Source organism: Rhodococcus sp. C-2 (assembly GCF_027854095.1).
GTDB lineage: Bacteria > Actinomycetota > Actinomycetes > Mycobacteriales > Mycobacteriaceae > Rhodococcus_F > Rhodococcus_F qingshengii.
Genome location: NZ_JAQGFI010000001.1, coordinates 650830 through 673770, shown reverse-complemented (window position 1 = coordinate 673770; position 22941 = coordinate 650830). Strand labels below are relative to the sequence as shown.

Genomic DNA, 22941 nt, shown 5'->3' with positions numbered 1-22941 from the left:
GAGAATGACGATCACCGCACTTTCGGACGTCGACCCCTGCGAGGCGAAGTTCGCTCAGGTGGCCGAGGTTCTCGAATCGGCACACACGGTGACAATTCTCTGCCATGTGCAGCCGGATGCGGACACGATCGGCAGCGGACTTGCGCTCGGTCTCGTTCTCGAGCGTCGGGGCATTTCGGTGCAGGTCGCGTTCAGTCGGCCGTCGGCGCTGCCCGAGTCGATGCGCGATTTCCCCGGTCTCCACTTGCTCGTGGCGCCCACTGATGTTCGGGAAAGTGTCGATGTACTGGTGACGGTGGATGTCGGCAGCGAGGGCCGTCTCGGTGAGTTGTCGAGTCGACTCGCCGGCGCGAATCGCACGATCGTCCTTGATCACCATCGCTCCAATTCCGAATTCGGAAGTATCAACGTCGTCGACGAAGCCGCGGCTTCGACGACGGCGCTCATCGCACGATTCTTCGATGCGTGGGGAGTCGCGATCGATCGCGATATCGCGCACTGTCTCTATGCCGGACTGGTCACCGACACCGGCTCCTTCCGGTGGGGAGGTCCGCTTCCGCACGTGCTCGCGGCGCGTTTGCTGGCGACCGGCATCGACGGCGACGCGATTGCGCGAAAGCTGCTCGACACCCATCCGTTCGGGTGGTTGCCGATGCTGGCTTCGGTACTCGGGTCCGCGGTGCTGGTCCCGGAAGCCGCGGACGGCCGTGGGCTGGTGTACGCGGTCATCCGACGCAGTGACATCGGCGATCTTCGCTCCGAGGAGATCGAGAGCGTCGTCGATATCGTGCGAACCACATCGGAAGCCGAAGTTGCCGCAGTACTCAAGGAGTCGGTTTCCGGAAGCTGGTCGATCTCGTTGCGTGCAAAGTCGGCGATCGACGTGTCGGCGGTCGCTGAAAGTCTTGGTGGCGGCGGACATCGGCTGTCGGCCGGATACACGTCGACCACTTCCAGCGACGAGATTGTTGCCGCGCTCGTCGCGGCACTCGGCTGAATCCGCGGCATTGAGCGAATCTGACGCCACCTCGGCGGGATCTTCGGCAGCTGATTTCGACGTCACTGGGCGTCGAATCTTTTCCCTGGCGTTTCCGGCACTCGGGGTACTGGCGGCCGAACCCCTCTATCTGTTGTTCGACATCGCCGTGGTCGGCCGACTCGGGGCGCTTCCGCTGGCCGGATTGGCAGTCGGTGGTCTGATCCTGTCGTTGGTGAGTACGCAGCTGACCTTCTTGTCGTACGGCACCACGGCGCGGGCCGCACGGCTGCACGGAGCGGGGCGCGAGCGTGATGCGGTGGGCGAGGGTGTTCAGGCGACCTGGCTGGCGGCCGCGATCGGCCTGGCCTTGGTCGTGATCGTGCAGGTGATCGCCGGCCCGCTGACTTCGGCGGTGGCCGGGACTCCCGACATCGCCGCGGCTGCGGAAAGTTGGCTCCGGATAGCGGTGTTGGGTGTTCCACTCATCCTGGTGGCCCTGGCCGGCAACGGCTGGATGCGCGGGGTTCAGAACACGGTGCGACCGCTGCGGTTCGTCCTTGTCGGCCTGGGTATTTCGGCGGTGTTGTGTCCGATTCTGGTGCACGGCTTGCTCGGTGCTCCGCGTCTGGAACTCGAAGGATCAGCTGTTGCGAATCTGGTGGGCCAGAGTGTTTCGGGTGTGCTGTTCGCCTGGGCGCTCTTTCGTGAACCGGTTTCGGCTCGACCACATTTTGCGATCATGCGGGCGCAGATGCTGATGGGCCGTGACCTGATTCTGCGCAGCCTCGCATTCCAAGCGTGTTTCGTTTCCGCGGCTGCAGTGGCGTCGAGGTTCGGTGCGGCTGTAGTCGGTGCACACCAAGTCGTCCTCCAATTGTGGAACCTGGTTTCGCTCCTTCTCGATTCCTTGGCGATCGCAGCTCAGACGCTGATCGGAGCGGCGCTCGGCGGTGGATTCGCAGCCGCGGCGAAAAGGATGACCTGGCGGATCACCGCTTGGTCGACGGTATTTGCCGTGGTGCTCGCGATCTTCTTCGCCGCCGGCCACTCCGTGATCCCCGGACTCTTCACGTCCGACGCCGAGGTGCTCGGTCAGATGTCGATCGCATGGTGGTTCTTCGTCGCGATCATGCCGGTGGCGGGAATCGTCTTCGCACTCGACGGTGTTCTACTCGGCGCCGGGGACGTGGTGTTTCTGCGCAACGCGACCATCCTCTGCGCAGTTCTCGGGTTTCTGCCCGCGATCTGGCTCTCCCTCGCCTACGACTGGGGTCTGGCCGGAATTTGGGCAGGGCTTACCGTGTTCGTAGTACTTCGGATGGTCGCGGTGTCGTGGCGAGCGTTTTCCGGCAAGTGGGCAGTGACAGGTCCGGCGACGGCGAGGCGCGGAAGTTCAACTGAGGAAGCAGAGGGATCGTGGCAGCAAAGTTGATGGCGGTGAGCGACATTCATGTCGGTCACAACGGCAACAAGCCGATGACGGAGGAACTGTTCCCGGATTCGCCTGACGACTGGCTCATTCTCGCCGGAGATGTTTCCGAGAAAACTGACGACATTCGGTGGGCGTTGAAGCTCCTTCGCAGCCGATTCGCAAAGGTCATCTGGATTCCTGGCAACCACGAACTGTGGACGACCGCCAAGGATCCGGTTCAGATTCACGGAGCGCCGCGGTACGAGTACCTGGTCAACATGTGCCGCGAACTCGACGTCATCACGCCCGAGGACCCGTTCCCGGTGTGGGAGGGAGTCGAGGGCCCGGTCACGGTCGTCCCGATGTTCCTTCTCTACGACTACTCCTTCCTGCCGGAAGGCGCGCGAGACAAGGAACACGGGCTCGAGATCGCGCGGGACAAGAACGTCGTCGCCACCGACGAGTTCCTGCTCTCGCCGCAGCCGTATGCAACGCGCGACGCGTGGTGCCGGGCGAGAATCGAATACACCCAGGCACGGTTGGACGCGCTCCCTGAAGGCACAAAAACCGTTCTCGTGAACCATTTCCCGATGGTCCGGCAGCCGACGGACGTGCTCATGTATCCGGAGTTCGCGTTGTGGTGCGGAACCACCGCGACCGCCGACTGGCATGTGAAGTACAACGCGGTGTGCTCGGTGTACGGGCACCTGCACATTCCTCGAACCACGTACTACGACGGCGTCCGCTTCGAGGAAGTCTCACTCGGATACCCGCGCGAGTGGCGTCGGCGTGGACTGCCGGAGAAGTTGTTGCGTCAGATTCTTCCCGTTCCGGAGTACCCGCCGGGAACGCTCAACAAGTGGGGTGGCCACTTCAAGGTCACGCCGGAGCAGGAAGCCGAAGTCGAGCGCATGCGCGCCGGACGCTGAGAGGTATCGCTACGTGATCGAACAGATTCTTCCCGGTGGAGTTGCGACGGCCGAGGCCTTCGTGGATCCGCCCGGTCTGGTTCCGCACCCCAGTGAGGAGGCGTTGATCGGCCGCGCGGTCGAGAAGCGTCGTCGTGAGTTCGTGACTACCCGGCACCTTGCGCGTCAGGCGATGGGCAAGCTCGGTGTTCCGTCTGCCGCTGTCATGCGCGGCGAGCGTGGTGCCCCACTCTGGCCGCAGGGAGTGGTCGGGAGCCTCGCCCATTGCGACGGCTACCGCGGCGCTGTCCTGGCGTACTCCATGCAGGTCCGCTCACTCGGTATCGACGCCGAACCGCACGGCCCGCTGCCGGACGGGGTATTGCCCGCGGTCAGCATCGAGGCGGAACGAACGTGGTTGGACACTCAGGAAACCGGCGGTCCGGTGCACTGGGATCGAGTGCTCTTCTGCGCGAAGGAAGCCACGTACAAGGCGTGGTTTCCGCTCACCGGGCGCTGGTTGGGTTTCGAGGACGCCCACATCACGTTCGAGGCGGAGTCGGAAACGTCCGGCATTTTCAACTCGCGTCTGCTGGTCCCCGGTGAGGCGACGTCCGGTCCGCCGCTCACTTCTTTCGACGGCAGGTGGTTGGTGTCGGACGGGCTCATCCTGACGGCAATTTCGGTGCAGTGAGCGCGACTGGCAGAATCGGCACACGTGTCAGCTCGTGAAAAGCCCTCCTCCGGTCTTGTCGGCGCCGGAATTCTGATTGTCGACAAAGAGGCGGGTATCACCAGCCACGACGTGGTCGCTCGGTGCCGCAAGTTGTTGAACACCCGCAAAGTGGGACATGCCGGGACGCTGGATCCCATGGCGACAGGCGTCCTTGTTCTCGGTGTGGAGCGTGCGACCAAGTTGCTCGGACTCCTGGCGCTGACCACCAAGGCGTATTCGGCGACCATTCGCCTCGGTGCAGCGACGGACACGGACGACGCCGAGGGTGAGGTCCTGACTTCCACAGACGCATCGCAAGTGACGGACGCGGAGATCGCGGCGATCGTGGCCACGCTGACCGGAGACATCAAGCAGATCCCGGCGAGCGTGAGCGCTATCAAGGTGGACGGTCAGCGCGCACATGCTCTGGTGCGTGCGGGAGAAACCGTCGAGCTGGCGCCGCGTCCGGTAACGGTGTCGACTTTCGAGGTTCTGGCTCGGCGAGATGTCCCGGGTGGCTTCGTCGATCTGGACGTCGACGTGGAGTGCTCGTCCGGTACGTACATCCGCTCGCTTGCCCGCGACCTCGGTCGTGAATTGGGCGTCGGCGGTCATTTGACGGCATTGCGCCGCACCCGCGTCGGGCCGTTCACTCTCGAACATGCGCGCACGCTCGAAGATCTCGCGGATCAGCCGGGTGTGAGCCTCGACATCGATCAGGCCGCGCAGACGGCTTTTCCGCATCGGCAGATCACGGCGGAGGAAGCCGAGGCGATCAGCCAGGGGCGCTGGCTCGAGCCGATCGGGATGAAGGGGATCTGTGCGGCGATCGATCCCACCGGTCACACGATTGCGCTTCTGCAGGAGAAGGGTCGACGCGCCAGTTCGGTGATGGTCGTGCGACCGGCGACGCTTCGCGGGTGATCGTCCGCGAGCGTGTCGACGGCGACCTCGACGGTTGCGTCGATGCGCTGGCACAGGTCCACGAGTGCGACGGATATCCGAACACGTGGCCGCAGAACCCGCACCGCTGGCTCAGTTCGCCCACGGTGGTGAAGGCGTGGGTCGGTGAGAGCGACGGTCGTGTTGTCGGTCATGTGGCCGTCGACAGCGAGGTCGCAGGTGCGCCCACAACCGCGGGATCGATAGCCGTGTCGCGATTGTTCGTTCATCCTGGCTCACGTGGAAACGGCCTCAGCGATGCGCTACTCGATGCCGTGACGGATTTCGCAGCCGAGAGTCGGTTGGAACTGGTGCTCGACGTCGTCGACGACGCTCTGCCGGCGATCGCACTGTACGAGCGTCGAGGGTGGGTGTACGTCGACGAGAGGCTCGCCGACTGGACCCGGACCGACGGCGTCCGGCCCGTGGAACGCCGATACCGACTGCCGCTTTGACTACCTCGGCTAGACGAGCCAAATTGCTTGAGCGACTGGACTTCCCAAGTCGATGGTGTTGGGGCTGTCGCCGAGTCGAACGGACACTGTCCCGGCGAAATCGCGGCGCTCCTCGACGGTGATCTCGACATCGAGACTGACGCCGACGGAATCGAAGTACCGGAGCATTTCGGGATCGGAATCGGAGATCCGGGCAACGCGGCCCCGCTCACCGTTGGCGAAGTCGCTGAGCTGGCGGGCCGGGGGTGTCGGCACCGAACCGTCGGTGGCGGGAATGGGATCACCGTGCGGGTCACGTTCGGGGAAGCCCAGTTTGGCGTCCATCCGAGAGATCATCAGATCGGAAACGGCGTGTTCGAGGACTTCGGCCTCGTCGTGGACTTCGTCCCAGCCGTATCCGAGTTCCTGAACCAGATAGGTCTCGATCAACCGGTGGCGCCGGACCATGGAGACGGCGGCGGCGCGGCCGCTGTCGGTCAGGGCGATGGATCCGTAGCGGGCGTGATCGACCAGGCCCTGGTCCGAGAGTTTGCGGATCGCCTCGGAGACCGTCGAGGCCGAGACGCTCATTTTCTCGGACAGGAGCTTGGTGGAAACCCGCTCGTGGGACCACTCCTGGATAGTCCAGATGACCTTGAGGTAGTCCTGGGCCACCGACGAGAGTGCGAGCGTGTCGATTGCCGCGTCGTGCGCCGAAGTGCTGTCGCCATCCGACGTCGATGATGCTTCCGAGGTTCCGGTCTTGTGAGCTGCCACAACGCTTAGCTTAGGCTACGAAATCCGGAACTTCCGTACGTGAGCGGCAGCACAGCGGTGATTCGCTGGGCGGGTCCGAACGTGACCCGCCGCCGGTGGACCCGTAGGCTGCCAATCGTGCTGAGATGGCGTGGTCTCGACGAAGTTCCGGCCGATTGGGGTCGTTGTGTGCTCACTATCGGTGTGTTCGACGGTGTGCATCGTGGGCATGCCCAATTGATAGCGAGAGCGGTTACCGCTGCCCGCAAACGTGGTGTTCCGAGCGTGTTGATGACGTTCGACCCGCATCCCATGGAGGTTGTGCGGCCGGGTAGTCATCCAGCCCAGTTGACGACGCTGCAACGGCGTGCGGAATTGGCTCAGGATCTGGGCATCGACGTGTTCTGCGTGATGCCGTTCACCGCTGATTTCATGAAGCTGACGCCGGAGCGCTACGTCCACGAGATTCTCGTCGAACGTCTACATGTCGCCGAGGTCGTGGTGGGGGACAACTTCACCTTCGGCAAGAAGGCGCTCGGCAATGTCGATCTTCTTCGTGAAATGGGCGCTCGCTTCGGCTTTGCCGTCGACGGCGTCCAGCTGCTCGCCGAGCATGCGGTGACGTTCTCGTCGACCTACATCCGCTCGTGCGTCGACGCAGGCGACATGGAAGCGGCTACCGAAGCTCTGGGCCGTCCACATCGTGTCGAAGGTGTGGTCGTCCACGGTGACAAGCGTGGACGCGAGTTGGGGTTCCCGACGGCCAACGTTGCACCGCCGATGTTTTCGGCGATTCCGGCCGACGGCGTGTACGCGGCGTGGTTCACGGTGCTCGGTGCCGGCGAGGAACTCGGAACCGTCGTTCCCGGTCGCCGATACCAAGCCGCGGTGTCTGTGGGTACCAATCCGACCTTCTCCGGCCGGACCCGAACCGTCGAGGCATACGTTCTCGACACCGAAGCAGACCTGTACGGACAACACGTCGCGGTCGACCTGGTTTCGCGGATTCGCGGTATGGAGAAGTTCGACTCGATCGAGTCGCTCATCACGGCGATGAACCGAGATGTCGAACGCGCACGCCGGATTCTGAGTGAGGATGCAGAACGTAGCGTCGGTTGAGTTCCTCCTGTGTCAGTGGCGGCCGCCACATTCGCTCCAGGTGGGCGAGAGCGCCTCATTGCTGCTGGTAGGATCTTCTCTCGGTGCGTGCTGCGGTTTGCGGTGGCCGCGCCCGATCTAGTTCCTTTCACGCAAACGTCATCACAGGAGTGAATCAAGTGGCATTGACCACGGAAGAAAAGAAGGCCGTTCTCGGCGAGTACGGCTTGCACGAGACCGACACGGGATCGCCTGAAGCTCAGGTGGCAATGCTCACCAAGCGCATCACCGATCTCACCGAGCACCTCAAGACCCACAAGCATGACCACCACTCGCGTCGTGGACTGCTCTTGATGGTCGGTCGCCGTCGTCGTCTGCTGAAGTACGTGGCAAAGACCGACGTCGCTCGCTACCGCACGCTCATCGAGCGTCTCGGCCTGCGTCGCTAGATTTTTCTCACGACGCTGATCGAAAGCAACACGGCATGCTTCGGTTTGCCGAACACTCCGTCAGCCGGCGAAGCCACGCATATACTGGGCTTCGCTGGCTTTCGGCGTTAGCTGCCGCAAGGCAGTTTCCGCTGTCGGCGCTATGCACAGTTGTCTAGGCGCAGTTGTCTATGCGCAGTTGTGCAGTACGCAGCCAGCACACCGTATGCACCAGAGAACGTGGTGTCGGTTGTCGGTAGTGGTTCTCCGGACCGGGCAAGAGCCCGAAAGCTCCGGCGGACTTCGATCGACGGCCGCCCGAACGTCGTGACGTCCCGAAGCAGAAATCGCTCGCATCGCAAGGAGCGTCTGCAATTCAAGAGGGGGACGTCCCTCGGTGCGCAGTTTCCACCAGGAGGGTGGAAACGCCCGCGCGGGTACGGCGAAGACGAGAGGGAAGTGAAGAGAAAAGAATGACAGAGAATTCCGTAGTAGAGGTCGACGAAGGCGTGTTCGAATCCACCGCCGTGATCGACAACGGGTCCTTCGGTACCCGCACCATCCGTTTCGAGACCGGACGCCTTGCTCAGCAGGCCGCCGGCGCCGTCGTTGCTTACCTGGACGACGAGACCATGCTGCTGTCCGCCACGAGCGCCAGCAAGCACCCCAAGGAGCACTTCGACTTCTTCCCCCTGACGGTGGACGTCGAAGAGCGCATGTACGCAGCGGGCCGCATACCCGGTTCGTTCTTCCGTCGTGAGGGACGCCCCTCCACCGACGCGATCCTGACTTGCCGCCTCATCGACCGGCCGCTGCGCCCGTCCTTCGTCGACGGTCTCCGTAACGAGATCCAGGTCGTCGTCACGGTCATGAGCCTCAACCCCCAGGATCTGTACGACGTCGTGGCCATCAACGCCGCTTCCGCGTCGACGCAGATCGCCGGCCTGCCGTTCTCCGGACCCGTCGGTGGCGTGCGCGTTGCACTCATCGTCTCGGACGAGAACAAGACCGGCCAGTGGGTTGCATTCCCGACGGTCGATCAGCTCGAGAACGCCGTCTTCGACATGGTCGTCGCCGGCCGCGTCGTTTCCGGTAGCGGTGACAACGCCGACGTCGCGATCATGATGGTCGAGGCCGAGGCCACCGACAACGTCATCGCGAAGATCGCCGACGGCGCTCAGGCACCGACCGAGGCCATTGTCGCCGAGGGCCTCGAGGCCGCCAAGCCGTTCATCGCACGCCTGTGCGCTGCACAGGCAGCACTTGCATCCAAGGCTGCAAAGCCCACGGGTGACTACCCGGTCTTCCCGGCGTACCAGGACGACGTTTTTGCTGCCGTCGAGGCTGCTGCGTCCGAAAAGCTCAATGCCGCACTGACAATCGCCGGCAAGCAGGAACGCGACGACAAGACCGACGAGGTCAAGGTCGAGGTTCTCGAGCAGGTTGCACCCAACTTCGAAGGCCGCGAGAAGGAACTGGGAGCAGCGTTCCGCTCGCTCACCAAGAAGCTGGTTCGCCAGCGCATCCTGCGCGATCAGTTCCGCATCGACGGCCGCGGCGTCACGGACATCCGTTCGCTGTCCGCCGAGGTTGCGATCATCCCGCGCGCACACGGCTCCGCACTGTTCGAGCGTGGCGAGACCCAGATCCTGGGTGTGACCACTCTCGACATGGTGAAGATGGCTCAGCAGGTCGACTCGCTCGGTCCCGAGACCACCAAGCGCTACATGCATCATTACAACTTCCCGCCGTACTCCACCGGTGAGACGGGCCGCGTCGGTTCGCCGAAGCGTCGCGAAATCGGTCACGGTGCACTCGCCGAGCGCGCTCTCATGCCGGTTCTGCCCAGCGTCGAAGAGTTCCCTTACGCGATTCGCCAGGTCTCCGAGGCTCTGAGCTCCAACGGTTCCACCTCGATGGGCTCGGTGTGCGCGTCCACGCTCGCTCTGCTCAACGCCGGTGTGCCGCTTCGCGCTCCGGTTGCCGGTATCGCCATGGGTCTGGTTTCCGACCAGGTCGACGGCGAAACCCGCTACGTCGCGCTGACCGACATCCTCGGCGCCGAAGACGCCTTCGGCGACATGGACTTCAAGGTCGCAGGTACCAAGGACTTCGTCACGGCCCTGCAGCTGGACACGAAGCTCGACGGCATCCCGTCGCAGGTCCTTGCCGGTGCACTCTCGCAGGCGAAGGACGCACGGACCACGATCCTCGAGGTCATGGCGGAAGCCATCGACACCCCGGACGAGATGAGCCCGTTCGCTCCCCGCGTGACGGCCATCAAGGTCCCCGTCGACAAGATCGGTGAGGTCATCGGCCCCAAGGGCAAGATGATCAACTCCATCACCGAGCAGACCGGTGCCAACATCTCCATCGAAGACGACGGCACCGTGTTCGTCGGCGCCACCGATGGACCGTCTGCACAGGCCGCGATCGACATGATCAACGCCATTGCCAACCCGCAGCTCCCCAAGGTCGGCGAGCGGTTCCTGGGCACGGTCGTCAAGACCACCGCCTTCGGTGCCTTCGTTTCGCTCCTGCCGGGACGCGACGGACTGGTGCACATCTCGAAGCTGGGCAGCGGTAAGCGCATTGCCAAGGTCGAAGACGTGGTCAACGTCGGATCCAAGATCCGCGTCGAGATCGCCGACATCGATGCTCGCGGCAAGATCTCGCTGATCCCGGTCGAAGAGGGCAACGACGAGGCTGCCGCTCCGGCCGCCGACGAGGCTGCTTCTGAGTAGATCTCACTTCGTACTCTGATGCGGCCCCGCGCGGATTTCCGTGCGGGGCCGCATCTGTACTGTCTGTAGACACAGAGCCTGTAGATACCTGATTGACCACTTGCACCGAGGACTGCTGAACCTTTTCATGGCAAAGACCACTCCCAACACCACGCGCAGCCGCAGCGCTGTGCTGAAATCGCCGATCGATGCGACTCCCGAATCCGGAGTACAGCGCACGGTCCTTCCCGGCGGCCTGCGCGTCGTCACCGAGTTCATTCCCGGTGTGCGTTCCGCCTCCGTCGGTGTGTGGGTCGGAGTCGGCTCGCGCGACGAGCAGCCGAGTGTGGCCGGTGCCGCGCATTTTCTCGAGCACCTGCTGTTCAAGTCGACGCCGTCACGGACGGCGTTGGACATCGCGCAGGTCATGGATGGTGTGGGCGGCGAACTCAATGCATTCACGTCGAAGGAACACACCTGTTTCTACGCGCACGTGATCGACGACGACCTTCCGATGGCGGTTGACCTTGTCGCCGACGTCGTGCTGCGAGGGCGTTGCAGAACCGCGGACGTCGATGTCGAGCGGCAAGTAGTGCTCGAAGAGATCGCGATGCGTGACGACGATCCGGAAGACTTGCTCGGCGACGCGTTCCTGACCGCGTTGTTCGGCGATCATCCTGTCGGCCGTCCGATCATCGGTAGCGTCGAATCGATCGAGTCGATGTCGCGCAATCAGTTGCATTCCTTCCATGTTCGGCGTTACACACCGCAGCGGATGGTGCTGGCCGTAGCGGGAAACGTCGACCACAAGCAGGTTGTGACGCTCGCTCGCCGTGCATTTGCCGGACATCTCGAGCGCGGGGTCAAGCCGGCGCCGCGGCGCGAAGGCACTCTGCGTTTGCGAACGATGCCTGAACTGAGCTTGACCCACCGCGACAGCGAGCAGGTCCACCTTGCGCTCGGGGTACGCGCGTTCGGCCGGCACGAGGGCCATCGCTGGGCGCTGTCGGTGCTCAACGCCGCAGTGGGCGGTGGGCTGAGTTCTCGTCTGTTCCAAGAGATTCGGGAGAAGCGCGGGCTGGCGTACTCCGTCTATTCCGGCGTCGACACCTTCGCGGACACCGGAGCGTTCTCCGTGTATGCAGGTTGCCAGCCGGAGAACCTCGGGGAGGTTGCCACGGTTATCCGCGAGGTACTCGCGAACGTGGCGACGGACGGAATCACCGATGCCGAGATCGCCCGCGCCAAGGGATCGCTGCGCGGCGGATTGGTTCTGGCACTGGAAGATTCAGGCTCACGCATGAACCGTATCGGTCGCAGCGAACTGAACTACGGCAACCATCGCAGTGTTGCGCAGACGCTCGCGACCATCGACGCAGTCACCTCCGAAGAGGTGCTCGAGGTGGCGCAGGTGCTCTTGACGAGGCCGTTTGCAGCCGCCGTCGTGGGTCCGTACAAGCGGGTTCGTGACCTCCCCGCGTCGGTACGCGGGATCGTGGGCAAGTAGTTCGAACTATCGAAATCGGGGTGTGCAGTTGAAGATCCGTGGTGCAGTGCTCGAAGAGATCGGCCGGAAGCGTCCCTTCGCAGAGTCGACTCCGATTTCGATTTCGGAACTCGACCTCGAATCCCCGGGCCCGGGTGAGATCCTGGTCAAGATCGAAGCTGCCGGGCTTTGTCACTCCGACCTCTCCGTGGTCGACGGCAATCGGGTACGACCCGTGCCGATGTTGTTGGGCCATGAGGCGGCAGGTCGAATCATCGAACTCGGCGACGGAGTTGATTCGTTGTCGGTGGGCACCCGCGTCGTGATGACTTTTCTTCCACGGTGCGGTGAATGTGCGGGATGCGCCACTGACGGCCGGATGCCTTGCACGGTGGGTAGCGCTGCCAACAACGACGGCAGTTTGCTCGGTGGCGCGCATCGACTGCGGCGCTCCGGCGAGAACGTCAAACATCATCTCGGTGTTTCGGGTTTCGCGACGCATGCTGTGGTCAACGCCAAGTCGGTTGTTCCCGTCGACGACGACATCCCGGCCGAAATTGCAGCCGTACTCGGTTGTGCGGTGTTGACCGGTGGGGGAGCGCTCCTCAACGCGGCGAAGCCTCGCCCGGCAGACACCGTGATGGTGGTCGGCTTGGGTGGCGTCGGGATGGCCGCAATCCTGACGGCGAGGGCACTCGGGGTCGAGAACGTCATCGGTGTCGACGCACTGGAATCCAAGCTGGCTCAGGCGCTGGAACTGGGCGCGACCGAGGTCTTCACACCGTCCGGCCTGTCCGAGAGTGGCGTTCGCGCAGACATCGTCGTCGAGGCCGCGGGAAATGCTCGGGCCTTCGAGACAGCGGTGGCTGCGACGGCAGCGGGTGGCACGACCGTCACGGTCGGGTTGCCGGCGCCTGACGCGCGCTCGTCGATCTCACCTCTCGGACTGGTCGCCGAAGCGCGGACCATTATCGGCAGCTACCTGGGATCTGCGGTCCCGTCCCGCGACATCCCGATCTACGCGCAGTTGTGGCGCGACGGGAAGCTGCCGGTCGAGAAGCTCATTTCCTCGCGAATCGAATTGGCCGACATCAATTCGGGTATGGACGAACTCGCCGACGGAAAAGCAATCCGACAGGTCATTATCTTCGACGCGGAGTAGGTGCACGTCGGTGTTATGCAGCGGAAATGAGGCGTTTGCGCTCCCGATTCCCTCCCGAGTCGCCACGGAAAATCGTTACCCGTTGTAACGCTCCTCTCGTACTGGACGACTACTCGAATGACGTTGCGTGACGCCCCGGGGGTCGGTCGTACGTTTTCCAAAAGTTGATTGGGGAGAAGATATGCCGGTTCGTGGGTTCTTTTCGCGACATCGAATACTGGCGGGTGCAGTAGCGCCCGCAGCGCTCGGCGTGGCCGCACTGGTCGCGGTTGCGGTCGCTGTGGACTCTCCGGAGTCACGCACGATCGAGACACAATTGACGTCGTCGGTCACCGAGTGTCACGACATGGTCAGCATCGCGGTTGCCGGTCGACACGACACACCGGACGCTTCGACGGTGAAGATGTTGCTGGGAGCCGACGGGAAGCCGCTGCCGGCCGCCCTGTCCGGTGACTACAAGAGTGAACGCGTCGACCAGGTGATCAACCCGGCAGGCTCCGTCAACGCGAACAAGCCCGGCTCGTACGCGGCTGTGTATATCGCGTACCCGGCCAACATGGCGTCCTACGAGGATGCCGTCGCTGCCGGCGCTGCAAATACGCAGTCCGTGATGAGTGCCATCGCCAAGGAATGCCCGAAGACTCAGTTCTCGATCGTCGGGTACAGCGAAGGCGCCGATGTGGTGCGTCGCGTCGCGATGGACATCGGTACGCAGGAGAACAACGAGTTCGGGGTCGACCCGGACAAGGTTGTCGGTGTGGTCATGCTGGCGGATGCAGGCCGTGAAGCGGGCGACGGCACGTTCCTCGGTGCCACGAATCCGTTCACGAACCCGGATAACTTCAATACGAAGTACCAGAACGGCACCTCCGCGACACCTGGCGAAGGTGTACTCCCCGGCACTGCCGGAGGTTTCGGCAAGCTGAACGGCAAGGTCGCGTCCTTCTGCTCGGACGGTGACTTCACCTGCTCGGCTCCCAGCAACATCTCTCTGTTGATCTTGGCGGCAAATGTCGGTCGGCAGTTGAACATCGACCAACTCGAAGCGCAGGGTCTGAACCCGGCCACCGGTCAGGACGTCGCGGTGGTGTTCGGCCAGATCGTCTTCGAGGCGTTCGCAGACATTTCGTCCAATCCCAACTGGATGCAGAGTGACGAGACATTCCTTCAGGTGATGCTCAAGGTCTCGGATCCGGAGTACAAGCCCGGAAAAACACCCGCGCCGGCGCCGGTAGCCGAGGGCGAGACGGTGTCCACCGACAAGGTGTCTCCGCTGGCATATCTGCCGCAGAAGCTTTTCAAGGAGATTGTCGGTCTGATTGCTACCAACCAGAACACGATTCCCGTGATCTTGAGCGACCCCTACCAGCAGACACTCGCTCCAGACGTCGGACACCACTTCGATTACTGGCGAGATGCGGATGCGGCCAACGGCAAGCCGTTGACTTCAGCTGAGTACGCAGCGGCCTGGCTCACCTACCTCGCCCAGCAGGCGAAGGAAGGAAAGCCCGTCGACACAACTGCGAAGCCGACCCCGGAACAGATCAGTGCCGCTGTCGATGCCTACATGGCTGACGGCAATGCTGAGGGCGACGCCGCGGTGGCTGAAGGCACCGGAACCGGTCAGGCACCGGCCGGGACCACTGGCTCCACGGGATCTGCTGGAGCGCCCGCAACCACGTCACAGGTGCCTGCGGCAGGATCGGCGTCGGTCACATCGGGAGCGGTTGCCACTCCGACGGGTTCGGCGGCAGTGACGCCGACGTCGACAGTTCCGACCACACCGGTAGCGGGAACGGATGCAACGACGGCCCCCCCGACTACGACAGTGACGTCGACGACCACGACGACGAAGGTGCCGGTTCCGAACCCGTAATCCTTCTCGCCGGCGTTCGTCACACGAATAACGCTGTCACAGGCTGCGATCCGCAATTAGTTGCGGATCGCAGCCTGTTTTCGTGTACGGGTTACGCACAACGACCGTTGGTGCTTATCGTGGAAGGGAGGTTTCCGGATCACGAATCGTGGGTTTCACCGTGCACGAGCTGTCCATTGCGCAGAGTGTGGTCGAAGCCGTGTGTGAGCGTGCCGGCGAGCGACGAGTATCGAGCGTGCGGCTTGAAGTAGGGCAACTCTGCGGGGTGGTTCCACACTCTCTGCTGTTCTGCTTCGACGTCGTCACCGCGGGTACTCACGCCGAAGGTGCCAGCTTGCACATCGATGAGATTGCAACCAGCGCGCGATGCAAAAGCTGCGGCGTGATGTTCTCGCCGCCCGACATGTTCTTGCTGTGTGAATGCGGCAGTGCTGATGTCGAGGTGCTTGCCGGCCGAGAGTTACGGATCCTGTCGATGGAAGTGAGCTGAGCATGTGCGCGACGTGTGGGTGCGGGGACACCACAGGACCTCGGGTGTCGGTAGTCGCAGACGGAGAACACGAGCAGGAACACGACGATCATGGGCACGGTCACGAGCATGACCATGAGCGCGGCCACCCCGACCACACCGTGATTCTCGAGCAGCAGGTGCTCGCCAAGAACGACGGCATTGCGGTTCACAATCGTCAGTGGATGCGGAGCCGCCGAATCACGGCGCTCAACATCATGAGTTCCCCCGGCGCGGGGAAGACGACATTGCTGGCGCGAACCATCCGGGAGCTCGGATGTCAGCGACCGATAGCCGTGATCGAAGGTGACCAGGAAACCCGGCTCGACGCCGAGCGGATCCGAGAGACCGGCGCGTCGGTGGTGCAGGTGAATACCGGGGCCGGATGTCACCTCGATGCCGCGATGATCGACCGCGCACTGCGCGCCTTGGATCCCGCTGAAGAATCGCTGCTTCTGATCGAAAACGTCGGAAACCTGGTGTGCCCCGCGCTCTTCGACCTCGGCGAGGAAGGCAAGGTTGTCCTAATTTCGACGCCGGAGGGGGCAGACAAGCCGAAAAAGTACCCACACATCTTCGCTGTCGCGGACCTCGTGGTGATCAACAAGATCGACTTGCTCCCATACGTCGAGTTCGACGTCGATGCCTGCGTCGAGCAGGCGAGAATACTCAATCCTGCTGTGCGCGTTGTTGTTTTGTCTGCCACGACAGGTGAGGGCATGGGCGAGTGGTACGAGTGGATCGGTAGTCGTTCGGCGATTTCTCCGGTGGCCGTTGACAACTGATCTGCTCGGGTAGTTAATGAAATGAGTGGGTGCCACGCAAGTGGGCCGAGGTTCGACTCCGGTGGCGTCAGCGTTTCGGTGCCGCGGCAATTCGAGGCCACAGAGTCTTGAGGCCATAGCGTGTCAGGCCAGTCGCGGCGCTGAGAGTCAAGGCGCAAGTGCACCCGTGAAAGCGGCTGACATGGACACACAAAAATCGACTGCTGGCACCACGGCGGAACCTGCCTCCGAAAGCGCAGCTACCCCCGCAAGCGCAGCGGCCAAAGCGGAAGAAACTCTGATCCACGTGCTGTGGATCAATGCCGGTCTCAGTTGCGACGGAGATTCGGTGGCGCTCACTGCAGCCACGCAACCCAGTATCGAGGAGATCGCGCTCGGCGCCTTGCCCGGCCTGCCGCAGGTAGCGGTTCATTGGCCGCTCATCGACTTCGAATGCGGACCGCAGGGTGGCGCTGACGATTTCCTGGAGTGGTTTTGGAAAGCCGACCGCGGAGAACTGGAACCCTTTGTTCTTGTTGTCGAAGGATCGATACCGAACGAGAAACTTCACGACGAGGGGTATTGGTGCGGCTTCGGGAACAATCGCGAAACCGGCCAACCGGTCACCACGAGCGAATGGCTCGACAAGCTGGCACCGAAAGCCACTGCGGTAGTTGCGGTCGGTACGTGTGCGACCTACGGCGGCATACATGCGATGGCCGGCAATCCGACCGGTGCGATGGGTGTGCCGGACTATCTCGGGTGGACCTGGAAATCGAAGGCGGGCATCCCGATCGTCTGCGTTCCCGGGTGTCCCATTCAGCCGGACAACCTCTCCGAGACCCTGACTTATCTTCTGTACATGGCCACTGACCAGGCGCCGATGATTCCCTTGGACGAATCCCTGCGCCCGCAGTGGCTTTTCGGTGCCACCGTTCACGAGGGCTGTGACCGTGGTGGGTACTACGAGCAGGGTGAGTTCGCGACGGAGTACGGGTCACCGAAGTGCATCGTCAAACTCGGATGTTGGGGACCGGTCGTGAAATGCAATGTCCCCAAACGTGGTTGGATCAACGGAGTCGGCGGGTGTCCCAACGTCGGCGGGATCTGTATCGGGTGCACGATGCCGGGGTTCCCCGACAAGTTCATGCCGTTCATGGATGAACCACCTGGCGGCAAACTCTCCACCAATGCGGTGGGAATGTACGGGTCCGTGATTCACAGTCTGCGCCGGATCACCGGTCACACGTTGGACAAGGAACCGCACTGGCGCGAGCGCGGGTCGAAATTACTCACCGGTGCAACGCGTACGTGGTGACCGACCGGATACATTCAAATCAGTTCGTGAGCAACGTCTCTGGGAGGCACTGCAATGACGGCCATCGTTCCCGAACCCACCTCGACTGCAGACCGCGACGGTCTTGTCGAGATGGCGTGGGACCCCATCACCCGAATCGTCGGCAGTCTGGGCATCTACACCAAGATCGACTTCGCCAATCGCGAAGTGGTGGAGTGCCACAGCACGTCGTCGATCTTTCGCGGGTATTCCCTGTTCATGAAGGGGAAGGACCCGCGCGACGCGCATTTCATCACCAGTCGTATCTGCGGCATCTGCGGTGACAATCACGCCACATGCTCGTGCTACGCACAGAACATGGCGTACGGCGTCAAGCCGCCGCATCTGGGCGAGTGGATCGTCAATCTCGGCGAGGCCGCCGAGTACATGTTCGACCACAACATCTTTCAAGAGAATCTTGTCGCCGTCGACTACTGCGAGAAGATGGTCTCCGAGACGAATCCCGGTGTGCTGGCGCAGGCAGAGAACACGCGCTGCCCGCACGAGGAGCAGCACGGGTATCGCACGATTGCGGACATCATGCGGACTCTCAATCCGTTCACGGGTGAGTTCTATCGCGAAGCGTTGCAAGTCTCGCGTTCGACTCGCGAAATGTTCTGCTTGATGGAGGGAAGGCACGTTCACCCGTCGACGCTCTATCCCGGCGGCGTCGGCACCGTCGCGACGATCGAACTGATGACGGACTACATGTCGCGGCTGATGCGGTACGTCGAATTCATGAAGAAGGTCGTGCCGATGCACGACGACCTGTTCGACTTCTTCTACCAGGCGATGCCTGGTTACGAAAAGGTTGGCCTGCGGCGGACCCTGCTGGGTTGTTGGGGATCGTTCCAAGACCCCGAGTACTGCAATTTCTCCTACAAGGACATGACCGACTGGGGCCGGAAGATGTTTGTCACTCCCGGTGTGGTTGTCGACGGAAAGTTGGTCACCACGGACCTGGTGGACATCAACCTCGGTATCCGGATCATGCTGGGCTCCTCGTATTACGAGGACTGGAGTGATCAGGAGATGTTCGTCAAAACCGATCCGCTGGGTAACCCGGTCGATCGCAGGCACCCGTGGAATCAGCACACCAACCCTCACCCGCAGAAGCGGAACCTCGAGGACAAGTACAGCTGGGTCATGTCACCGCGATGGTTCGACGGAAAAGACAACCTTGCTCTGGATACGGGCGGGGGAGCATTGGCTCGTCTGTGGAGCACCGCTCTGGCCGGCCTGGTCGACATCGGATACCTGGAGTCGACCGGACACAGTGTGAAGATCAATCTTCCGAAAACAGCACTGAAGGGTCCTGTCTCGCTCGAGTGGAAGATTCCCGAACATGGCAGCAATACCCTCGAAAGAAACCGCGCGCGAACGTATTTCCAGGCATACGCAGCCGCGGCTGCCCTTCATTTCGCCGAGAAGGCGCTTGTCGAGATCCGGGCCGGCCGGACCAAGACGTGGGAGTCGTTCGAGGTCCCGGACGAGGGTATCGGTTGCGGATTCACCGAAGCCGTCCGCGGAGTTCTCTCACACCACATGGTGATTCGTGACGGAAAAATCGCGAACTATCACCCGTACCCACCGACACCGTGGAATGCGAGCCCGCGCGACAGCTACGGAACCCCCGGCCCGTACGAGGATGCCGTGCAGGGTCAGCCGATCTTCGAGGAGAACGATCGAGACCACTTCAAGGGCATCGACATCATGCGGACCGTGCGTAGTTTCGATCCCTGCCTGCCGTGTGGTGTTCACATGTATCTCGGCGGTGGCAAGACCCTGGAGAAGTTGCACTCTCCGACGCAGTCCGTGACCGGGGAGTGATCGATGGAGCAATCGGCCGACTACTGGCGCGGAGCAGGTGAGCGCATCGAGACGTTGTTGCAGGCCAACGCCGGCGCAGGCCCGGTGGCGAGAGATCGCGCCGAGCAACTGGTGCGTGAGGTCGTGCAGTTGTACGGCGCAGCACTCGAACGCACCGTCGCTCTGGCAGATCCGGCCACGATGGATGCGATGGTTCGCGACGATCTGGTGTCCAGCCTGCTACTGGTGCACGGACTTCACCCGCACGACGTGGAGACCCGCGTCCGCACTGCGCTCGACAGCGTGCGTCCGTACCTCGGTTCGCACGGAGGCGACGTCGAACTGATCGAGGTGGCGGACGGCGTAGTGCGACTACGGCTTCTCGGAAGCTGTAACAGTTGCCCTTCGTCCTCGGTGACCCTCGAAACCGCGGTCCAGGACGCGGTGCAGGCGGCGGCACCCGAGACCACCGGAATCGACGTCGAAACACCGGATTCGCATGAGCTGAAGTCGGGTGTGATTTCGGTCGAGTCCCTGTTCTCGCACGTTCACGCCGACGGGGGAGGTACGCACTGGGTGGAGGTCCCCGAATTCGCCGAAGTCGAGGTGGGAGAGGTCGCGGGCTTCCGCGTGTCGGGCACCGATCTGTTGGTCTGCCGCTCCGGTGACGATCTGTACGCGTATCGCGACCGTTGCCCGGTGTGTGAGCACTCGATGGCGGGGGCTGTGCTCGAACGCATGATGGGCCGTCCTGCCCGAGACGCCGCTGTCCTCACCTGTCCGACGTGCTCTGCCCACTTCAGTGTGTACGGGGCGGGAGCGCGGGTGGGCACCGGCTCCGAGCACCTGGCGCCTGTGCCGGTGCTGATTCGCGACGGAGTGCTCTCGGTCGCGCTTGCTGACGATTCTGTGATACCGGTGACCTAGCCGTGAACGCAGCCCGGTCATGAAAGTCACTGTGGGAGAGGTGCTCACACGAATTGCCTCGTCGCGTGTCGTTCCGACCGGACCGAGGTGTGAGATGTGTGCGGCGGGCATAGGCGACGAACACCAGCACGTCGTGGACGTACAGGTCCGGAGCCTGATGTGCGTGTGCCGACCGTGCTATCTACTCTTTGCACCGGTCGACGCGGACCTTCGATACAAAGCGGTTCCCGATCGGTACCTCGAGTTTCCGGACTTCGACCTCGGCCCTGGCCGGTGGGAGTCTCTGGAAATCCCCGTCGGCCTGGCATTCTTCTTCCGCAACTCACTCCTCGACAAGTACATAGTCTTCTATCCGGGACCGGCCGGAGCTACCGAATCCGAGTTGCCCATCGACTCGTTCGAGACTGTGCTCGAGGAGAATCCGGGGCTCGCGCAGATGCGGGCCGACGTCGAGGCGTTGATCGTGTCGGTGCCCACGTCAGGACAATCGCCGAGATGCTTCGTTGTTCCCATCGACGCCTGTTACGAACTGGTGGGACGATTGCGCACCGTGTGGCGCGGATTCGACGGTGGCCAGGATGCCGCACGCGCAGTGGACGAGTTCTTCGGGCGCGTCGAGGCGCGAAGCAGGTCGGCATGACTGTTCTCGACTTCTCGATCGACAACATGGAGGTGGAACCGTACGCGGTTACGCCGAATCTGACGGTGAGATTGAGAATGTCGGAATCCACCGGCACGACCGTCCGTGCGGTGGCTCTGCGCGCGCAGGTACGAATCGAACCACACCGCCGACCGTACTCCGACGCCGAAGGCGAAGGTCTGCGCGATCTCTTCGGTCCGCGGGAGCGTTGGTCGAGTACGCTGCGCACCTTCCTGTGGATGGAATGTTCCACGGTCGTTCAAGGATTCACCGGAACAACGGTCGCGGCCTTGCCCATGGCGTGTACGTACGACTTCTCGGTGACGGCGTCGAAGTACATGCACGCACTCGGAGACGGAACGATTCCGATCGTGGTTCTACTGAGCGGCACGGTATTCACCGACGGACCGCGTGGTTTCTCCGTGCAGCAGATCCCGTGGGACAGATCTGCTGCCTACGAATTGCCGGTCGACGTGTGGAAACAGCTGATGGCTGCGCATTATCCGGCGTCTGGTTGGGTACGCCTCGACCATGAGACGATTGCCGATCTCGTGCGGTTCAAGGCAGCGCACGGCCTCACGGACCTCGATTCAGCCGTGCGGCAGTTGCTGACGGCGAGCCAGGTGCCGCGATGACTCGAACGGAGATGGATCACGACGTTCGGGCCGTGGCCGACGCCGTCCTGTACGAGGGATATCTTCTCTATCCCTACCGGGCCGGTTCGGCGAAGAATCAATCCCGTTGGCAGTTCGGGGTTCTCGGACCGCCCGGCGCCGCCGAGGTCGGAGTCGGCGAGGAACCGTCGATGTCCGCGCAATGTCTGCTCGGCGAATTCGAGCGGAACGGCGTCGAAGTTTCTGCGACTGTGAGATTTCTGCACCACCAGTCGCGGACGGTTGAACGACTCGGCGCCGGCGGGGCGTGGATCCCGGTCGATCGGTTGGTAGTCGGCGAGCGGGAGTCGATCTCGTGGGACGAAGCCACCGAGTCCGAGATCGTGTTGGGTCCGTGGGGTCTGGACGAACTCGAGGCCGGCGTCGAAGAAACCTTCTGTGCGGCCGGAGTTGTCGAAGGAGAGACTTTGTCGGACTCTCGGGGCAGGGTGGTCGGACGGATCGTTCGGACACGGCTTCCGGTGAATGGCCTCTTGGCAGTGAGCGCCTCCGCCGGGGACGGACGCACGGTGATTTCCGTGGAGATCATGAACGCCACGAGCGTCGACGCACGGGACAAGGGCACGGCCACCGCGCAATCGATGCTGGGGACTCACGTCATTGTGAACTGCACAGGCTCGAGGTTCCTGTCGTTGTTCGAAGAAGCAGATCACTCGGAGCAGTTGCGGCAAAATCGCTGTTATCCGGTGCTTGCGGGGACCGAGGACCCCACTCACCCTGGCACATCTCCCACCGTTCTGGTGTCACCGATCATCCTGTACGACTTTCCCGAGATTGCGCCGCAGAGCGAGGGATCTCTCTTCGACTCGACCGAGATCGACGAAATTCTCACCCTGAGAATCCTTGCCATGACCGACGAGGAAAAGGCGCGGGCGCGAGCTACCGACTCCAGAGCTGCCGACATCATCGACCGATGTGAGCGATTGACGGACGACGATCTAGCCGGCCTGCACGGTGTGCTGCGAAATCCGCACGCCGGTTCTGATCTGATACCCGAGGTGCCTGACGGTGTGGACTGGTGGACCCCGGAAGCCGACACCAGTGTCCAACCACGCACCGACGCAGTTCTGATCAACGGCGTCCGTGTCTCTGGTGGAAGTACAGTTCGGCTCCACCCCTCACGCCGCGCTGATGCTCAGGACCTGTTCTTCGACGGCCGGATCGCCCACGTCGCCACCATTCATGAAGACGTGGACGGCGACATTCATGTTGGGGTGACACTGTTGGACGATCCGGCCGCCGATCTGCACAACTGGTACGGCCGCTACCTGTACTTCGCGCCGGACGAGATAGAGCCGATGCCGCGCGACAGCGCGTGACGTACTCACAGCTATCGAACTTCACAGCTATCGAGAGGAGAACTCG

General features: G+C 62.7%; 21 protein-coding genes. 20 read left to right on the top strand and 1 reads right to left on the bottom strand.

Going from position 1 to position 22941, the window contains the following annotated elements; all coding sequences use genetic code 11:
* Positions 1–4: 4 nt before the first annotated feature.
* Genes PCS43_RS02975 through PCS43_RS02950 form a run of 6 tightly spaced genes read left to right on the top strand, consistent with a single transcriptional unit; the run spans position 5 to position 5410 of the window.
* On the top strand, positions 5–997 hold the full coding sequence (locus tag PCS43_RS02975) for a DHH family phosphoesterase (protein ID WP_007735049.1): 993 nt from the start codon (positions 5–7) through the stop codon (positions 995–997).
* 10 nt (positions 998–1007) lie between these two features.
* Positions 1008–2411, top strand: coding sequence for an MATE family efflux transporter (locus PCS43_RS02970; protein ID WP_245361433.1), 1404 nt, complete (start codon positions 1008–1010; stop codon positions 2409–2411).
* A complete protein-coding gene (locus tag PCS43_RS02965) occupies positions 2396–3319 on the top strand; it encodes a metallophosphoesterase family protein (RefSeq protein WP_030535610.1) in 924 nt (307 codons plus the stop codon). The genes PCS43_RS02970 and PCS43_RS02965 overlap by 16 nt, the downstream gene beginning before the upstream one ends.
* A gap of 13 nt (positions 3320–3332) precedes the next feature.
* Complete coding sequence (locus PCS43_RS02960; RefSeq protein WP_209908365.1) at positions 3333–3992, top strand: 4'-phosphopantetheinyl transferase family protein; 660 nt, start codon at positions 3333–3335, stop codon at positions 3990–3992.
* 24 nt (positions 3993–4016) lie between these two features.
* Positions 4017–4937 carry a tRNA pseudouridine(55) synthase TruB gene (truB, locus tag PCS43_RS02955; protein WP_030535609.1) on the top strand — a complete coding sequence of 307 codons (921 nt, stop codon included), beginning with the start codon at positions 4017–4019 and terminating at the stop codon, positions 4935–4937.
* Positions 4934–5410 (top strand): GNAT family N-acetyltransferase, encoded by a 477-nt coding sequence (locus PCS43_RS02950; RefSeq protein ID WP_030535608.1) that lies wholly within the window; start codon positions 4934–4936, stop codon positions 5408–5410. The genes truB and PCS43_RS02950 overlap by 4 nt, the downstream gene beginning before the upstream one ends.
* 9 nt (positions 5411–5419) lie before the next feature.
* On the opposite strand, the gene PCS43_RS02945 is transcribed toward PCS43_RS02950, so the two are convergent.
* Positions 5420–6166 (bottom strand): metal-dependent transcriptional regulator, encoded by a 747-nt coding sequence (locus tag PCS43_RS02945; RefSeq protein WP_030535607.1) that lies wholly within the window; start codon positions 6164–6166, stop codon positions 5420–5422.
* A gap of 117 nt (positions 6167–6283) precedes the next feature.
* On the opposite strand from PCS43_RS02945, the gene PCS43_RS02940 reads away from it, so the two are divergent.
* The 14 genes from PCS43_RS02940 to PCS43_RS02875 all read left to right on the top strand — a co-directional run bounded on the left by PCS43_RS02940 (position 6284) and on the right by PCS43_RS02875 (position 22895).
* Positions 6284–7264, top strand: coding sequence for a bifunctional riboflavin kinase/FAD synthetase (locus tag PCS43_RS02940; RefSeq protein WP_003942148.1), 981 nt, complete (start codon positions 6284–6286; stop codon positions 7262–7264).
* A 158-nt stretch (positions 7265–7422) separates the two neighbouring features.
* Positions 7423–7692, top strand: coding sequence for a 30S ribosomal protein S15 (rpsO, locus tag PCS43_RS02935; RefSeq protein ID WP_007735061.1), 270 nt, complete (start codon positions 7423–7425; stop codon positions 7690–7692).
* Positions 7693–8144: 452 nt separating this feature from the next.
* Entirely contained in the window at positions 8145–10415 is a 2271-nt protein-coding gene (locus tag PCS43_RS02930; RefSeq protein ID WP_003942275.1) for a polyribonucleotide nucleotidyltransferase, read from the top strand.
* A gap of 127 nt (positions 10416–10542) precedes the next feature.
* A complete protein-coding gene (locus PCS43_RS02925) occupies positions 10543–11901 on the top strand; it encodes a M16 family metallopeptidase (RefSeq protein WP_003942169.1) in 1359 nt (452 codons plus the stop codon).
* 28 nt (positions 11902–11929) lie between these two features.
* Complete coding sequence (locus tag PCS43_RS02920) at positions 11930–13042, top strand: alcohol dehydrogenase catalytic domain-containing protein (protein WP_007735068.1); 1113 nt, start codon at positions 11930–11932, stop codon at positions 13040–13042.
* A 181-nt stretch (positions 13043–13223) separates the two neighbouring features.
* Positions 13224–14918 (top strand): cutinase family protein, encoded by a 1695-nt coding sequence (locus PCS43_RS02915; RefSeq protein ID WP_007735070.1) that lies wholly within the window; start codon positions 13224–13226, stop codon positions 14916–14918.
* Between the two features lie 160 nt (positions 14919–15078).
* Positions 15079–15408, top strand: a complete 330-nt coding sequence (gene hypA, locus PCS43_RS02910) for a hydrogenase maturation nickel metallochaperone HypA (RefSeq protein WP_007735071.1) — start codon at positions 15079–15081, stop codon at positions 15406–15408.
* Positions 15409–15410: 2 nt separating this feature from the next.
* Positions 15411–16211, top strand: a complete 801-nt coding sequence (gene hypB, locus PCS43_RS02905; protein ID WP_039973458.1) for a hydrogenase nickel incorporation protein HypB — start codon at positions 15411–15413, stop codon at positions 16209–16211.
* Between the two features lie 181 nt (positions 16212–16392).
* Positions 16393–17508, top strand: coding sequence for a NiFe hydrogenase small subunit (locus tag PCS43_RS02900; protein WP_007735073.1), 1116 nt, complete (start codon positions 16393–16395; stop codon positions 17506–17508).
* Between the two features lie 54 nt (positions 17509–17562).
* Positions 17563–19356 carry a nickel-dependent hydrogenase large subunit gene (locus tag PCS43_RS02895; protein WP_007735075.1) on the top strand — a complete coding sequence of 598 codons (1794 nt, stop codon included), beginning with the start codon at positions 17563–17565 and terminating at the stop codon, positions 19354–19356.
* 3 nt (positions 19357–19359) lie between these two features.
* Entirely contained in the window at positions 19360–20262 is a 903-nt protein-coding gene (locus PCS43_RS02890) for a NifU family protein (protein ID WP_003942277.1), read from the top strand.
* 19 nt (positions 20263–20281) lie between these two features.
* Complete coding sequence (locus PCS43_RS02885) at positions 20282–20902, top strand: DUF5947 family protein (protein WP_042922570.1); 621 nt, start codon at positions 20282–20284, stop codon at positions 20900–20902.
* On the top strand, positions 20899–21537 hold the full coding sequence (locus PCS43_RS02880; RefSeq protein ID WP_007735081.1) for a DUF6084 family protein: 639 nt from the start codon (positions 20899–20901) through the stop codon (positions 21535–21537). The genes PCS43_RS02885 and PCS43_RS02880 overlap by 4 nt, the downstream gene beginning before the upstream one ends.
* Positions 21534–22895 carry a hypothetical protein gene (locus PCS43_RS02875; protein WP_007735083.1) on the top strand — a complete coding sequence of 454 codons (1362 nt, stop codon included), beginning with the start codon at positions 21534–21536 and terminating at the stop codon, positions 22893–22895. The genes PCS43_RS02880 and PCS43_RS02875 overlap by 4 nt, the downstream gene beginning before the upstream one ends.
* The last annotated feature ends 46 nt before the right edge of the window (positions 22896–22941 follow it).

Excerpts from the sequence above, each read along its gene's own strand:
- PCS43_RS02895 (WP_007735075.1), top strand. The coding sequence starts at position 17,563 with ATGACGGCCATCGTTCCCGAACCCACCTCGACTGCAGACCGCGACGGT.
- PCS43_RS02875 (WP_007735083.1), top strand. The coding sequence starts at position 21,534 with ATGACTCGAACGGAGATGGATCACGACGTTCGGGCCGTGGCCGACGCC.
- PCS43_RS02900 (WP_007735073.1), top strand. The coding sequence starts at position 16,393 with ATGGACACACAAAAATCGACTGCTGGCACCACGGCGGAACCTGCCTCC.
- PCS43_RS02930 (WP_003942275.1), top strand. The coding sequence starts at position 8,145 with ATGACAGAGAATTCCGTAGTAGAGGTCGACGAAGGCGTGTTCGAATCC.
- PCS43_RS02890 (WP_003942277.1), top strand. The coding sequence starts at position 19,360 with ATGGAGCAATCGGCCGACTACTGGCGCGGAGCAGGTGAGCGCATCGAG.
- PCS43_RS02885 (WP_042922570.1), top strand. The coding sequence starts at position 20,282 with ATGAAAGTCACTGTGGGAGAGGTGCTCACACGAATTGCCTCGTCGCGT.
- PCS43_RS02880 (WP_007735081.1), top strand. The coding sequence starts at position 20,899 with ATGACTGTTCTCGACTTCTCGATCGACAACATGGAGGTGGAACCGTAC.
- PCS43_RS02925 (WP_003942169.1), top strand. The coding sequence starts at position 10,543 with ATGGCAAAGACCACTCCCAACACCACGCGCAGCCGCAGCGCTGTGCTG.
- PCS43_RS02915 (WP_007735070.1), top strand. The coding sequence starts at position 13,224 with ATGCCGGTTCGTGGGTTCTTTTCGCGACATCGAATACTGGCGGGTGCA.
- hypB (WP_039973458.1), top strand. The coding sequence starts at position 15,411 with ATGTGCGCGACGTGTGGGTGCGGGGACACCACAGGACCTCGGGTGTCG.
- PCS43_RS02975 (WP_007735049.1), top strand. The coding sequence starts at position 5 with ATGACGATCACCGCACTTTCGGACGTCGACCCCTGCGAGGCGAAGTTC.